Source organism: Streptomyces sp. PA03-3a (genome assembly GCF_033792735.1).
Taxonomy (GTDB): domain Bacteria; phylum Actinomycetota; class Actinomycetes; order Streptomycetales; family Streptomycetaceae; genus Actinacidiphila.
This window is the reverse complement of record NZ_JARAVM010000037.1, coordinates 37,655-51,336: the sequence shown is the minus strand read 5'-3', so window position 1 is coordinate 51,336 and position 13,682 is coordinate 37,655. Positions and strand designations below refer to the sequence as shown.

Annotated in this window: 9 protein-coding genes; 5 read left to right on the top strand and 4 right to left on the bottom strand. The window is 74.0% G+C overall.

Annotated elements, in window-relative coordinates:
* The first annotated feature begins 389 nt into the window (after window positions 1–389).
* Window positions 390–3,701, top strand: a complete 3,312-nt coding sequence (locus PV342_RS33350) for a S8 family serine peptidase (RefSeq protein WP_500319957.1) — start codon at window positions 390–392, stop codon at window positions 3,699–3,701.
* Window positions 3,702–3,762: 61 nt separating this feature from the next.
* Here PV342_RS33350 and PV342_RS33345 read toward each other — a convergent pair whose 3' ends face one another.
* From PV342_RS33345 to PV342_RS33335, 3 genes are read right to left on the bottom strand one after another with little or no spacing between them, the layout of a single operon-like run.
* Window positions 3,763–4,227, bottom strand: coding sequence for a hypothetical protein (locus tag PV342_RS33345; RefSeq protein ID WP_500319955.1), 465 nt, complete (start codon window positions 4,225–4,227; stop codon window positions 3,763–3,765).
* A 14-nt stretch (window positions 4,228–4,241) separates the two neighbouring features.
* Window positions 4,242–4,925: a hypothetical protein gene (locus PV342_RS33340; RefSeq protein ID WP_400801456.1), complete on the bottom strand. Its 684-nt coding sequence runs from the start codon at window positions 4,923–4,925 to the stop codon at window positions 4,242–4,244.
* Between the two features lie 2 nt (window positions 4,926–4,927).
* The gene (locus tag PV342_RS33335; RefSeq protein ID WP_391578143.1) at window positions 4,928–5,452 is read right to left on the bottom strand and encodes a sigma-70 family RNA polymerase sigma factor; all 525 of its coding nucleotides are present in this window, start codon (window positions 5,450–5,452) and stop codon (window positions 4,928–4,930) included.
* Window positions 5,453–5,551: 99 nt separating this feature from the next.
* Between PV342_RS33335 and PV342_RS33330 the strand changes: the two genes are divergently transcribed.
* The 3 genes from PV342_RS33330 (at window position 5,552) to PV342_RS33320 (ending at window position 9,522) form a co-directional block, all read left to right on the top strand.
* The gene (locus tag PV342_RS33330; protein ID WP_400801454.1) at window positions 5,552–6,994 is read left to right on the top strand and encodes an amidase; all 1,443 of its coding nucleotides are present in this window, start codon (window positions 5,552–5,554) and stop codon (window positions 6,992–6,994) included.
* A gap of 157 nt (window positions 6,995–7,151) precedes the next feature.
* Entirely contained in the window at window positions 7,152–9,236 is a 2,085-nt protein-coding gene (gene malQ / locus PV342_RS33325; protein WP_400801452.1) for a 4-alpha-glucanotransferase, read from the top strand.
* 49 nt (window positions 9,237–9,285) lie between these two features.
* Window positions 9,286–9,522: a hypothetical protein gene (locus PV342_RS33320; protein WP_018556540.1), complete on the top strand. Its 237-nt coding sequence runs from the start codon at window positions 9,286–9,288 to the stop codon at window positions 9,520–9,522.
* 212 nt (window positions 9,523–9,734) lie between these two features.
* Here PV342_RS33320 and pepN read toward each other — a convergent pair whose 3' ends face one another.
* Complete coding sequence (gene pepN / locus PV342_RS33315; RefSeq protein ID WP_392615920.1) at window positions 9,735–12,305, bottom strand: aminopeptidase N; 2,571 nt, start codon at window positions 12,303–12,305, stop codon at window positions 9,735–9,737.
* Window positions 12,306–12,500: 195 nt separating this feature from the next.
* On the opposite strand from pepN, the gene PV342_RS33310 reads away from it, so the two are divergent.
* Complete coding sequence (locus PV342_RS33310; RefSeq protein ID WP_500319952.1) at window positions 12,501–13,625, top strand: beta-N-acetylglucosaminidase domain-containing protein; 1,125 nt, start codon at window positions 12,501–12,503, stop codon at window positions 13,623–13,625.
* Window positions 13,626–13,682 lie beyond the last annotated feature (57 nt).

Genomic DNA, 13,682 nt, shown 5'->3' with positions numbered 1-13,682 from the left:
GCTGCGGCGGCACTGCCGTGCCGCTCCTCACCGGATCGTTGGCACCCGGGATGGCCTGCGGTGCAACGCAGACGGAACGTCCGGCACCCATTTACGGACGTGGATCAGCGGTCCTCCCGCGGGTCACCGGCGGCCGGTCCGGCGGTGGCCGGACGCTCATCCGGTGTTCACCGCCCGCCGCGGCGGTGCGCGGCGGTCGGGGGCTCAAAGCGCCGGAGCACCGTCCGGCCGGACGCAATGGACCGGTTCGGCACGCTTCGCGCCCCGGCCCGGGTCCCGGCGTCTTGACGTATTCGCGTCATGTCGGTCTTACGCCATCTACGGCACTCCCCAACAAGCCCACAGATGGCGCAATGTGTCGGTCAACTGGCGCCCAAATCTTGAACAGGATGCCCATGTCTCTCGATCACATACGCGGGAAGAGACGCGTGGTCCGAGTCGCGCTCGCGGCGGGTCTGGTAGCCGCGCTGACGACGACCGGAATCTCCGCCTCCACCGCTTTCGCCGACACGACCGGCGACCCGGCGGACGCGGCGGTGAAGACCGCGCACGACAAGCTCGGAACGGCCGACGCCGAACTGCTCGCCGAGGCCAAGGCCGGTGGCGACAAGAACGTCACCCTCATGATCGCCACCAAGAAGGGCTCCACCGAGCAGGTCTCGGACGAGCTCGGCGCCCTCAAGGGCGCCTCGGTGGACCGGACCTACGACAGCCTCGGCTACGTCCGCGCCACCGTCCCGACGGGCAAGGCGGACGCGGCGATCGCGGCGGCGCAGAAGCTCTCCTCGGTGCAGGCGATCGACCTCAAGCAGGAGATCGTCCTCGACGACCCGTCCCCGTCGGCCGACGGCGGCAAGGGCTCCTCGAAGGGCCACGGAGATGGGCACGGTTCCACCACGTACCCGGGTCCCGACGCGAAGACCCCGGCGAAGAACCCCTACCAGCCGTCGTTCGAGACCGGCGCGGTGGACTTCGTCAAGGACAACCCGAAGGCCGACGGCCGCGGCGTCACCATCGGCATCCTCGACTCGGGCGTCGACCTCGGCCACCCGGCGCTGCAGAAGACCACCACGGGCGAGCGCAAGATCGTCGACTGGGTCACCGCCACCGACCCGATCACCGACGGCGACGCCACCTGGCGCCGTATGACCAACGGCCCGAGCGTCACCTACCAGGGCCGCACCTGGTCCGCCCCCGAGGCGACGCAGCAGGTCACGGTCTTCTTCGAATCCGCCACCACCGGTGGCGACATGGCCGGTGACCTCAACCGCGACGGTGACACCACCGACTACTGGGGCGTCCTGTACGACCCGGCGAAGGGCACCGTCCGCCTCGACCTGAACGACAACGGGAACTTCGCCGACGACACCGAGATGAAGCCGTACAAGGACGGCTTCCAGATCGGCTACTTCGGCACCGACAACCCCGCCACCGCCATCTCCGAGCGGATCCCCTTCGTGGTGCAGGTCCGCAAGGACGTCCCCACGGACCCGTACGGCGGCACCTGGGTCGGCAAGAAGGCCGACTTCGTCAACATCGGCGTCATCGAGTCCGAGCACGGCACCCACGTGGCGGGCATCACCGCCGCCAACAGCCTGTTCGGCGGCAAGATGAACGGCGCCGCGCCGGGCGCGAAGATCGTCTCGTCGCGCGCCTGCACCTGGACCGGCGGCTGCACCAACGTGGCGCTGACCGAGGGCATGATCGACCTCGTGGTCAACCGCGGTGTGGACATCGTCAACATGTCCATCGGCGGCCTGCCCCCGCTGAACGACGGCAACAACGCCCGCGCGCAGACGTACACCCGTCTCATCGACGAGTACGGCGTGCAGCTGGTCATCTCCGCCGGCAACAGCGGCCCCGGCGCCAACACCATCGGCGACCCCGGCCTGGCCGACAAGGTCCTCAGTGTCGGTGCCACCGTCTCCAAGGAGACCTGGGCGGCCAACTACGGCTCGCAGGTGACCAAGGCGTACGACATGATGCCCTTCTCCTCGCGCGGTCCGCGTGAGGACGGCGGCTTCGCGCCGATCATCTCCGCGCCCGGTGCCTCCATCAACACCATCCCGACCTGGGAGCCCGGTGGCCCCGTCGCGGAGGCCGGCTACAGCCTGCCGCCCGGCTACGCCATGCTGCAGGGCACGTCGATGGCCTCCCCGCAGGCGGCCGGCGCCTCCGCGCTGCTGCTGTCCGCGGCCAAGCAGGCGCGCATCCCGCTCTCCCCGGCGACCCTGCGCACCGCGCTGACCAGCACGACGAACGAGATCAAGGACGTCCCGGCGTACGCCCAGGGCTCCGGTCTGATCGACATCGTCGACGCCTGGCGCCTCATCAAGGCGGGCGCGAGCGCCCACACCTACACGGTCAAGGCCCCGGTCAGCACGTTCTTCTCGTCCGCGCTCGCCACGCCTGGCTACGGCACCGGCATCTACGACCGCGAGGGCGGTCTGAAGGCCGGTCAGACCAAGACGTACGACGTCACCATCACCCGCACCACCGGTCCGAACCAGTCCGTCCGGCACGACCTGGAGTGGGTGAACAACGACGGCACGTTCCGCTTCGCCGACTACGACAACGTGTGGCTGCCGCTGAACAAGCCGGTGACCGTGCGCGTCAAGGCCAAGCCCGGCTCGACCGGTCTGCACAGCGCGATCCTGACGGTCGACGACCCGGCGACGCGCGGTACCGACCAGCAGATCCTCAACACCGTGGTCGTCGCCACCCCGCAGGCCAAGCCGTCCTTCGCGGTCAAGGCCTCGGGCTCGGTGCAGCGCAACGGCACCAAGTCCTACTTCGTGACCGTCCCCGAGGGCGCCAAGACGCTCGAGATCAAGATGGGCGGCCTCGCCACCGGCAGCCAGACCCGCTTCATCGCGATCACCCCGTGGGGCATCCCGGCCGACCCGACCACCACGACGTTCTGCTACCCGAACTACACCACCACCAACGGGTGCCGTCCCGACCTGCGCTCCTACACCGACCCGATCCCGGGCGTGTGGGAGATCGAGGTCGAGGCGCGTCGTACCTCGCCTGTGCTGAACAACCCGTACAACCTGACCGCGACCGCGCTCGGCGTCTCCTTCGACCCCGAGGTCCAGACCGTCGAGGAGGCCACGGTCGGCACCGCCGCCCCGGTCACCTGGAAGGTCACCAACGGCTACGCCCCGGTGCAGGGCAAGCTGAAGGGCGGCGCGCTCGGCTCCGCCGCGGCCTCGCGCAAGACGATCGCCGACGGTGACAGCGTCACCAGCACGGTCGTCGTCCCCGCGGGCGCGTCCCGGCTGGACGTCGCCATCGGCGGCACCTCCGACACCTCCGCCGACCTCGACCTGACCGTGTTCCTCAACGGCACGCAGGTCGGCCAGTCCGCGGACGGCGACTCGGAGGAGGCCGTGAGCATCGCCAACCCGGCGGCCGGCACGTACACCATCCAGGTGGACGGCTACTCGGTCCCGGCCGGCACCACCGAGTACGACTACCGCGACGTCTTCTACTCGGCGACGCTGGGCTCGGTCGCCGTGGACGAGGCGGCGTCCGTGCCGCTGGCCAACGGCGCCTCCGCGAACGTCGCGGCGAACGTCCTGGTCGCGGCCCCGGCCCCCGAGGGACGTCAGTTCTTCGGCGAGGTGCAGCTGCTGAACGCCGACGGCACCGCCGCCGGCACCGGCAGCGTGCTGATCGACAAGGTCAACGCGGGCTGACCCGCGGGCACGGCCTGATCACCGCCTGAAGGGGCGGGCGCTCCCCGGAGCGCCCGCCCCTTCAGCTCTGCCGCCACTCGTACTCCTGCTCCCCGCAGCGCAGCGTGCGTGAACGGGGCAGCGCCCGCTCCACCCACTCCCGCGTCAGGGCGATGTCCTCGCCCTGGTGGACGAAGGTGGAGCCCCAGGGCCGCAGCCCGACTCTGACGAGCACACGGCTCCCCACGGCCATCTCGGGCTCCCCCTCCTCGTCACGGTCGACGGGGAAGGTCAGCCGGCGGTCCCCGCGCCCGCCCTTGAGGTAACGGTCCACCTCCATCCGCAGCGACACCCGGTCCGGTCCCTCCCCGGGCGTCACCCGCAGCACCGTCCCCTCGGCGACGAGTTCGGTGCAGGCCAGCACTTCCGCGTCGGTGCTGCGGACCGAGTCGGATTCGGCCTCGCCGCCGCCGGTCCCGCAGCCGGCGAGCGCGGCGCGCGCGAGCAGCGCCGCCGCGGCGAGGGCCGGTCCCGTCCTGCGTCCCATGTCCTGTGCTCCCCTCATGCGGTGTCGCTCTCGCACGGCAGGCCCCGGGAGGCCGCGAGCGCCCTCGCCATCCAGGCGCGGGCGGAGGCGATGTCCGCGGCGCCCTCGTACAGGTCCACCGGCTCCCCCGGGAGGACGGAGACCATCACCAGGACGCGGGACCCGGGTTCGGGGGGCGGGGCCACGTCGTCGTGGTCGTCGTCGATGTGGATCGTGAACGCCAGTCGGCGGGCGCCCCCGGCGGGCTTGAGGCGGCGGTCGACGTCCATCACCACCCGCAGGTCCCCCGGTCCGCCGGCGGGCGTCACCTCGCGCACGGTGCCCTCGGCGATGTCGCTCGCGCAGGCGACGACGCCCTCCGGCGTGCGCTTCGCGTCGCCCACCGCCGAGTCCCCGCCCAGGGCGGCGTCCCGTGCCAGGACGACCCCGCCGATCCCCGCCACGCCCGCCACGACGGCGGCCAGGCACCACGCGAGCGCCCTGCGCCCGCGGGGGCGGCGCTCCGCGGGCGGGACGGGCCGCGCGGCGAGGGCGTCGCCGATCAGCCGCACCTGGGTGCGCAGCAGGTCCACGTCGGCGCGCGCCGCGGCGTACGCCCGGTGCGCCTCGTCACCGGCGGACGCCTGCGGGGGCACGTCCGCGAGGGCGGCCGACAGTGCCTCGTCCGCCTCACCCGCGCCCTGCCCGTTCCCGCTCATCGTCACACCACCTCCTTCGTGTGCAGCCGGCCGCGCAGCGCACGGACGGCGGCGTGCAGCCGGCTCTTGACGGTGCCCTCCGGGACGCCGAGCGCCGTGGCGATCTCCGCCACGGGCAGGTCGGCGTAGAAGCGCAGCGTCAGCACCTGCCGCTGCCGCGGCGGGAGTTCCTGCAGCCCGTCGGCGACGGCCAGGGCCAGCACATGCGCCTCTCCCCCGCCGTGCCGGGCCTCGTCCCGGGGGGTCAGGGCCGCGAGGCGTTCGCCGAGCCGCTCCTGCCGGCGTCGCGAACGGTGCCAGTCCATCGCCACGTTGGACGCGGCGACGGCCGCCCACGCCCCCGGGTCCCGAAGCGGCTCGCGGCCGCCCGCCCGGTGCTCCAGCAGCTTCAGCCGCACCTGCTGCACCCCGTCCGGCAGATCGCCCGCCGGCACCCCGCCGAGCGCCAGGACGGCCCGCACCCGATCGAGGTGCTCCGGCGCGAGGGGGTCCTCCCCTTCCCCCGGCCGGGACCTCCGTCTCAGCAGCGCCACACCCCACCCCTTCCGCGATTTCCCCTATGACGCGGCAGCGGGGGAAAACGTTCACCCCTCCTGCGCTCCAGGGCCAGGCCCTAACCTGGCGGTGTGTCCGCCCCCCATGAACTGACGATGCTGGAACAGGCCGCGGCCGTCCGGGCGGGCGAACTGTCGCCCGTGGAGCTGACGGCCCACTACCTCGACCGGATCGAGCGGATCGACCCGGCGCTCGGGGCCTATCTGACCGTCACGCCCGAACACGCCCTGCAGGACGCTCGGCGCGCCGAACGCGTGCTCAAGGAGGGCGGGCCGCTCCCGCCGCTGCTCGGCGTACCGGTACCGGTGAAGGACCTGACGCCGGTCGCCGGGGTGCGCTTCACCTCCGGGTCGGCGGTCTTCGCGGACCGGGTCGCCGACCGGGACGCGTACCTCGTCCGGCTGCTGAGGGACGCGGGGACCGTGCTGACCGGGAAGACCAACACCCCGGAGTTCGGGCTCCCCGCCTACACCGAGGGCGCCGCCGGTCCGCCGGCCCGCACCCCCTACGACCTCGCGCGCGGCGCCGGCGGCAGCAGCGGGGGCGCGGCGGCGGCCGTGGCCGCCGGTCTCGCGGCGGCGGCGCACGGCAGCGACGGGGGCGGCTCGATCCGCATCCCGGCGAGCTGCTGCGGGGTCGTCGGGCTGAAGCCGAGCAGGGGCCGGGTGAGCCCCGCGCCATGGGGCGACGCGAGCGGACTGGCCGTCAACGGGCCCCTCGCACGCACCGTCCGGGACACGGCGGCCCTGCTCGACGTGCTGGCGGTGCCCGCACCGGGCGACCCCTTCCGTCTGCCGCCGCCGGAGCGATCGTTCCTGCAGTGGTGCGAGCGGGAACCGCGGCGGCTGCGGATCGCCCGCTGGGCGGTGCCGGACGTCACTGGCGTGCAGGTCGACCCGCAGGTGCTGGCGGCGTACGAGCGCACCTCGGCGCTGCTGGCCGCGCTCGGGCACGAGGTCGTGGACGTACCGCAGCCGCTCGCCCCCGGCGACCGCGACGCGTTCACCCCGGTGTGGGCCGTGCTGGCCGTGCTGACCCCCGTGGCGGCGGAACGGGAGCGGGAGCTGCTGCCGCTCACCCGCTGGCTGCGCGCCCAGGGACAGGACGTGGGCGGCCTCGACTACGCCCGCACGCTGGGGGCGATGCAGAGCGTGGGCCGCAAGCTGGCCGAGGCCGCCGAACCGTACGACGCGGTGCTCACCCCGACGCTGGCGCAGCTCCCCGCCCCGGTGGGCGCCCTGCGCGACGACGCCGACCCCGAGGCCGACTTCGCGGCGCAGCTGGCCTTCACGCCGTTCACCGCGCCCTGGAACATCGCCGGGCTGCCCGCGGTGTCGCTGCCGCTGGAGTGGTCCCCGGCGGGGCTGCCCATCGGCATGATGCTCGGCGCCCGGCACGGCGAGGAGGGCCCGCTGCTCGCCCTCGCCGCCCAGTTGGAGGCCGCCTCCCCGTGGCGGGCCCGTACGGCCCGCGCTTTCGAGGTGCCCGGGGCCGTCGGCGGGCCGCCCGCCTGAGACCGCCCGGGGACGGGAGCCGGGCCCGCTGCGTCCGCGTGCCGCCACTCCTGGGTGGGAGCGCGTGCACGGAATGCGACTGCTCCGCCACGCAGTGGGTATGGCTGAGGCTGTCCGGAGAACCCGCGCCCGCGATGACGCCCCGGGAGGGCATCCCATGACCGAAGCCGCCGACCGGGACAGACTCGCCGCGCTGCACGGCGTGGACGTCACCTACCGCCCGTCGCCGGACCGCGAGGTGCGCGTGCCGGACGGGACGGTCGTGGCGGTGCTGGCCGCGCTCGGCGTCGACGCCTCGACCCCGGCGGCGGTGCGGAACGCGCTGGCGGAGCACGAGCACCGTGCCGGGCGCCGGCTGCTCCCCCGCAGCGTCGTCCTGCGGACCGGTCGTCCGCTCGGACAGCGGCTGCCCGAGGGCACCGTGCTGCGGCTGACGACGGAGGACGGCACCGAGACCTCCTGGGACGGCGGCGCGCCCCTGCCCGTGGGACGGCACGCGCTGCGCGCGCAGGCCCCCGACGGGCGCACCGCGCAGGCGCAGCTCGTCGTGGCGCCGGAACGGCTGCCCGGCCCACCGGAACGGGTCCTGGGCTTCATGGCGCAGCTGTACTCCGTGCTGTCCTCGCGGTCCTGGGGCATGGGCGACCTCGGCGACCTCGCCGACCTCGCGGCATGGACGGGCCGGGCGCTGCACGCGGGCTTCCTGCAGGTCAATCCGCTGCACGTGGCCGTGCCCGGGCATCCCACGGACCCGTCGCCCTACCGTCCCTCCTCGCGGCGCTTCCCCGACCCGGTGTATCTGCGGGTGGAGGAGATCCCCGAGTTCGCCTACCTCGGTCCCGACGACCGCGACCGCGCCGCGGACCTGCTGCGCAAGGCGGCGGTACTGCGCGACTCGGTGCTGCTCAAGGACGCGCTGATCGACCGGGACGCGGTGTGGGAGCTCAAGCGCGAGGCGCTGGCGCTGGTCCGCAGGGTGCCGCTGTCGCCGGGGCGGCGGGCCGCGTACTGCGACTTCCTCGCGGACCAGGGGCAGGCGCTGGACGACCACGCCACCTGGTCGATGCTGGCCGAGCTGCACGGCCCGGACTGGCGCCGCTGGCCGGCGGGGCTGCGCGACCCGCGCTCGGGGCAGGTCGCGCGGCTCCGCGGCGAACGGCTGGACCAGGTCGACTTCCACTGCTGGCTCGCCTGGCTGACGGACGCCCAGCTGGCCGCGGCGCAGCGTGCGGCGCGGGACGCGGGCATGGCGGTCGGCATCGTCCACGACCTCGCGGTCGGGGTGCACCCCTCCGGTTCCGACGCCTGGGCGCTGCAGGACGCCCTCGCCCACAAGATGTCGGTCGGCGCGCCGCCGGACGCCTTCAACGCCCACGGCCAGGACTGGGGCCTGCCGCCCTGGCGCCCCGACGCCCTGGCCGCCACGGGGTACGCGCCCTACCGGGACCTGCTGCGCAACGTGCTGCGGCACGCGGGAGGCCTGCGGATCGACCATGTGATGGGGCTCTTCCGCCTGTGGTGGGTGCCGGAGGGCGAGCCGCCGACACAGGGTGCGTACGTCCGTTACGACGCCGAGGCGATGCTCGGGATCCTCGCGCTGGAGGCGCGGCGCGCCGGTGCCGTCGTCATAGGGGAGGACCTCGGCACGGTCGAGCCGGGCGTCCGCGAGGAGCTGGCCGACCGGGGCATCCTCGGCACGTCGGTGCTCTGGTTCGAGCGGGACTGGGAGGGGGCGCACGGCTCCGCGCGAGCCCGGCCGCTGCCGCCCGCGGCCTGGCGGGCGGACGCGCTGGCCACGGTGACCACCCACGACCTGCCCACGACGGCGGCCCGGCTGACCGGGGAGCACGTCGTCCTGCGGCACCGGCTGGGTCTGCTGACCCGGCCGCTGGAGGTGGAGCAGGCCGAGGACGCGGTGGAGGTCGCGGAGTGGCTGGCGCTGCTCGGCCGGCTGGGCATGCTGCCGGAGGGCGCCCGCGACGAGGAGGCCGTCGTCAAGGCCGTCCACCGCTTCCTGGCGCGCACGCCGGCCCGGATGGTCGGGGTGTGGCTGCCGGACGGGGTCGGCGACCGCCGCCCGCAGAACCTGCCGGGCACCTGGGACCAGTACCCCAACTGGCGGCTGCCGGTCGCGGACCCGGAGGGACGCCCGCTCACCCTGGAGCAGCTGACCGCCTCGCCTCGGCTGCACGCGCTGGCGCACGAGGTGCGGACGGCGATGGCGGCGCCCCACGGGCCCTGACACCACCCCCGGGCGCGCGGGCCCCGGGAGCGTTCGCTACTTTGAGAGCGTGGACAAGCTCAACAAGAACGCCCTGCGCGCCGGTGCCGTCACGGCCGGCACGGCGCTGATGCTGCTGATGTCGTCCCCCGCGTTCGCGAACACTCGCGACGACGGCGACGACCCGGGTCCCGGTCTGAGCGTGATCGAGACGCTCGGCCTGTACCTCGTCCTGCCGATCGTCCTGTTCCTGGTCATCGCGGGCCTGGTCGTCGCGACCGACAAGTCCCGCAAGACCCAGAGCTGATCCTTCGACCGTCTCGCTGACCGGGCCGCGGAGCACCGCGGCCCGGCTTCAGGCATGCCCGTCGCCGGCCCGCGCGTCGCGGGGCGACCGGTGCCGCGGCAGCGCGCGGGGATCCCCCGAACGGCGCAGTGCTCCCGCCACGCCCCGGTGCGTAAGGCACGAGGCCCCCCGCGGCTGGTCGCCGCGGGGGGCCTCTTCGGTGCTGCCGCGGATCAGCCGGCCGCCGCGTCCGCGGCGCGGGCCTTGAGGGCGCGCTCGACCCCGGCACGGCACTCCGTCACCATGCGCCGCAGCGCGGGCGCCGGATCGGCCGCCGCGAGCCAGGCGTCGGTGGCATCCAGGGTGTCCTGGGAGACCTGGAGCGCCGGGTAGAGGCCGACGATGATCTGCTGGGCCATCTCGTGGCTGCGGGAGGAGAACACGTCCGAGACCGCCGCGAAGTACCGCTGCGTGTACGGCGCCAGCAGCTCGCGCTGGTCCGGCTCGGAGAAGCCCCCGATGACCGCCTCCTGGACGGCGTTGGTGAGCGTCTCCGCCTCGACGACCGAGGCCCACGCCTCGGCCTTCGCCTCGGCCGTCGGACGCGCCGCCCGGGCGGTGGCCGCGTGCCGCTCACCGGCCGCCGTGGCGTCCCGGCCGAGCTCGGCGGCGATGGCCTCCTCGTCGGCGCGGCCGGTCGCGGCCAGCCGCTCCAGCAGGGACCAGCGCAGCTCGGTGTCGACGTCGAGGCCCTCGATCGTCTCCGTGCCGCCGAGCAGCCCGGCGATCAGGTCGAGCTGCTCCTTGGTGCGGGCCGTCGCGGCGAACGCCCGGGCCCAGGCGAGCTGGTGGTCGCCGCCCGGGGCGGCCGCGCGCAGGTGCTCCAGGGTCGCCTCGGTCCACCGGGCCAGGCCGGTCTCCCGCCACTCGGGCGCGGCGTACAGCTCCAGCGCCGTCTTCACCTGGCGGTGCAGGGACTGCACGACGCCGATGTCGGACTCCTTGCCGATGCCGGAGAGCACCAGCTCCAGGTAGTCGCGGGTGGCGAGTTCGCCGTCGCGCGTCATGTCCCACGCGGAGGCCCACACCAGGGCGCGCGGCAGGGACTCGGTGAAGTCGCCCAGGTGCTCGCGAACGGTGGCCAGCGAGACCTCGTCGAGCCGCACCTTGGCGTACGACAGGTCGTCGTCGTTGAGCAGCACGACCGCCGGGCGCTTCACACCGGTCAGCTCCGGCACCGCGGTCAGCTCGCCGTCGACGTCCAGCTCGACGCGCTGGACGCGCACCAGCTTGCCGTCCTGGAGGTCGTACGCGCCGACCGCGATGCGGTGCGGCCGCAGGATCGACTCGCCCTTGGCGCCGGCCGGCAGCGCCGGGGCCTCCTGGCGTACGGCGAAGGAGGTGATCGTGCCGTCGGCGGCGGTCTCGATCTCCGGGCGGAGGATGTTGATGCCCGCGGTCTCCAGCCACTTCTTCGACCAGGTCTTCAGGTCGCGGCCGGAGGTCTCCTCCAGGGCGGTCAGCAGGTCGGTCAGGCGGGTGTTCTTCCAGGCGTGGCGCTTGAAGTACGCCTGGACGCCGGTGAAGAACGCGTCCATGCCCACGTAGGCCACCAGCTGCTTCAGGACGGAGGCGCCCTTGGCGTAGGTGATGCCGTCGAAGTTGACCTGGACGTCCTGCAGGTCGTTGATCTCCGCCATGATCGGGTGGGTGGACGGCAGCTGGTCCTGCCGGTACGCCCAGGTCTTCATGGAGTTGGCGAAGGTCGTCCAGGAGTGCGGCCACCTGCTGCCGGGCGCGTAGGCCTGGCAGGCGATGGAGGTGTACGTGGCGAACGACTCGTTCAGCCACAGGTCGTTCCACCACTCCATGGTGACCAGGTCGCCGAACCACATGTGGGCCAGCTCGTGGAGGATCGTCTCGGCGCGCACCTCGTAGGCCGCGTCGGTCACCTTGGAGCGGAAGACGTACTGGTCGCGGATGGTGACCGCGCCCGCGTTCTCCATGGCGCCGGCGTTGAACTCCGGCACGAAGAGCTGGTCGTACTTGGCGAAGGGGTAGGGGAAGTCGAACTTCTCCTCGAACCAGTCGAAGCCCTGCCGGGTGACCGCGAAGATGGCGTCGGCGTCGAGGAACTCCGTCAGCGACGGGCGGCAGTACAGGCCCAGCGGTACGCTGCGGCCGCCCTCGCCCTCCCAGGTGCTGTGCACGGCGTGGTACGGGCCGGCGATCAGGGCGGTGATGTACGTGGAGATGCGCGGGGTCTGCGCGAAGCTCCAGACGTTGTCGACCGGCTCCGGGGTCGGGGAGTTGGAGATCACCGTCCACCCGGCCGGGGCCTTCACGGTGAAGGTGAAGGCCGCCTTCAGGTCGGGCTGCTCGAAGCAGGTGAAGACCCGGCGGGCATCCGGGACCTCGAACTGGGTGTAGAGGTAGGCCTGCTTGTCGACGGGGTCGACGAAGCGGTGCAGGCCCTCGCCGGTGTTGGTGTACGCCGCGTCCGCGACGACCCGCAGCTCGTTGGCGCCCGCCTGCAGCGACGGCAGGGCGATGCGGCTGTCCGCGAAGACCTCGGCCGGATCCAGCGCGGTGCCGTTGAGCACCACCTCGTGGACCGTGGGGGCGACCAGGTCGATGAAGGTCGAGGCACCCGCCTCGGCGGAGTCGAAGCGCACCGTGGTCACCGACCGGAAGGTGCCGCCCTCCTGCGCCCCACTCAGGTCGAGCTCGATGTCGTACGCGTCCACGGTGAGCAGGCGCGCTCGCTGCCGCGCCTCCTCACGTGTGAGGTTGGTGCCGGGCACGTGTCCGTCTCCTTCGTCGGGTTTTCGGCCATCCTCGCACGCGGCGGGGGTGGAACGGCCGGGGGTTTTCCCTCGACGGGCAGGTCGTGTCCCCGGCCGCCGCCGGCTACCGGCGGTACGGGCCGCGGGAACGGGGCGGAGGGGGCGCGTCCGCACGTTGACACGCCCTCCGCGCGGGTGATGGGCTGTCGGACCATGACCCCGGGCAGGAGAACGGCCGCGACCCGCACGGCAGCGCTCGTCGCCGCCCTCGCCGGCACGGTGCTCGGCACCGCGCCGGCCGCCCTGGCCGCCCCGCCCGTCATCCCGGCGACGGCGCCCGACGCCTCGGACGACACCGCGGCGGAGGGCACCGCGCCCGCCGTCCACCCCCGGCCGCAGTCGCTGCGCCATCGCGGTGCCGACGTCGCCGTGCCGGACACCGCGACCCTCGTCGCCGGACCCGGAGCCGACCCCTACGCCCTGGACTCCCTCCGCGCGATCCTGCGCGGGGCGGGCGTGACCACGCTCCACGAGGACCCGGCCGAGCCGCGCGGGCTGGTGGTGTACGCCGGCGGCGCACAGGCCGGCTCCGCGCTGCGCGCCCTGGGCGCCGCGCCCACCGGGGACCTGCCCTCCGGCGGCTACCGGCTGGCCGTGGGCCGTACCGGCGGCCGCGACGTCGTGGCGCTTGACGGGGCGGGCGAGGACGGGCTGTTCCACGCGGCGCAGACGCTGCGCCAGTTGGCGACCGGAAGGAGCCTGCGGGGCGTCGTCGTCCGCGACTGGCCCGCGGCCGCGACGCGCGGCGTCGCCGAGAGCTTCTACGGCGAACCGTGGACCCGGGAGCAGCGGCTCGCCCAGCTGGACTTCCTCGGCCGCACCAAGCAGAACCGCTACCTGTACGCCCCCGGCGACGACCCCTACCGCCAGGAACGCTGGCGCGAGCCCTACCCGGCCGCGCGCCGCGCGGAGTTCCGCGAGCTGGCCGAGCGGGCCCGGGCCAACCACGTGACCCAGGAACCCGCGCGGGTACCCCGCTGGTCCTCCCCCGTACGGGACGACGCCTGGGTGCAGGCCGAACTGCCGCGGGCCGCCAGGGTCGGCCGGGTGGTGCTGCGCTGGCAGGACGCGTACGCCTCCCGCTACACGGTCCTGACCTCGGCCGACGGGCGGAGCTGGCACACCGCGGCGGTCGTCTCCGACGGCCGCGGCGGCACCGAGTCCGTACGGCTGGACGCCCCGTCCGACGCGCGCTTCATCCGGGTGCAGGGGCTGGAGCGCGGCACGAAGTACGGCTACTCGCTGTACTCGATGCAGGCGTACGCCGTCACCGGCTGACCCGCCGGCGTCCGCCCCTCCCAACCCGCCGCCCTGGGGGCCGTTGCGCGACGGCCG

Excerpts from the sequence above, each read along its gene's own strand:
- PV342_RS33345 (WP_500319955.1), bottom strand. The coding sequence starts at position 4,227 with ATGGGACGCAGGACGGGACCGGCCCTCGCCGCGGCGGCGCTGCTCGCG.
- PV342_RS33350 (WP_500319957.1), top strand. The coding sequence starts at position 390 with ATGCCCATGTCTCTCGATCACATACGCGGGAAGAGACGCGTGGTCCGA.
- PV342_RS33310 (WP_500319952.1), top strand. The coding sequence starts at position 12,501 with ATGACCCCGGGCAGGAGAACGGCCGCGACCCGCACGGCAGCGCTCGTC.
- PV342_RS33340 (WP_400801456.1), bottom strand. The coding sequence starts at position 4,925 with ATGAGCGGGAACGGGCAGGGCGCGGGTGAGGCGGACGAGGCACTGTCG.
- malQ (WP_400801452.1), top strand. The coding sequence starts at position 7,152 with ATGACCGAAGCCGCCGACCGGGACAGACTCGCCGCGCTGCACGGCGTG.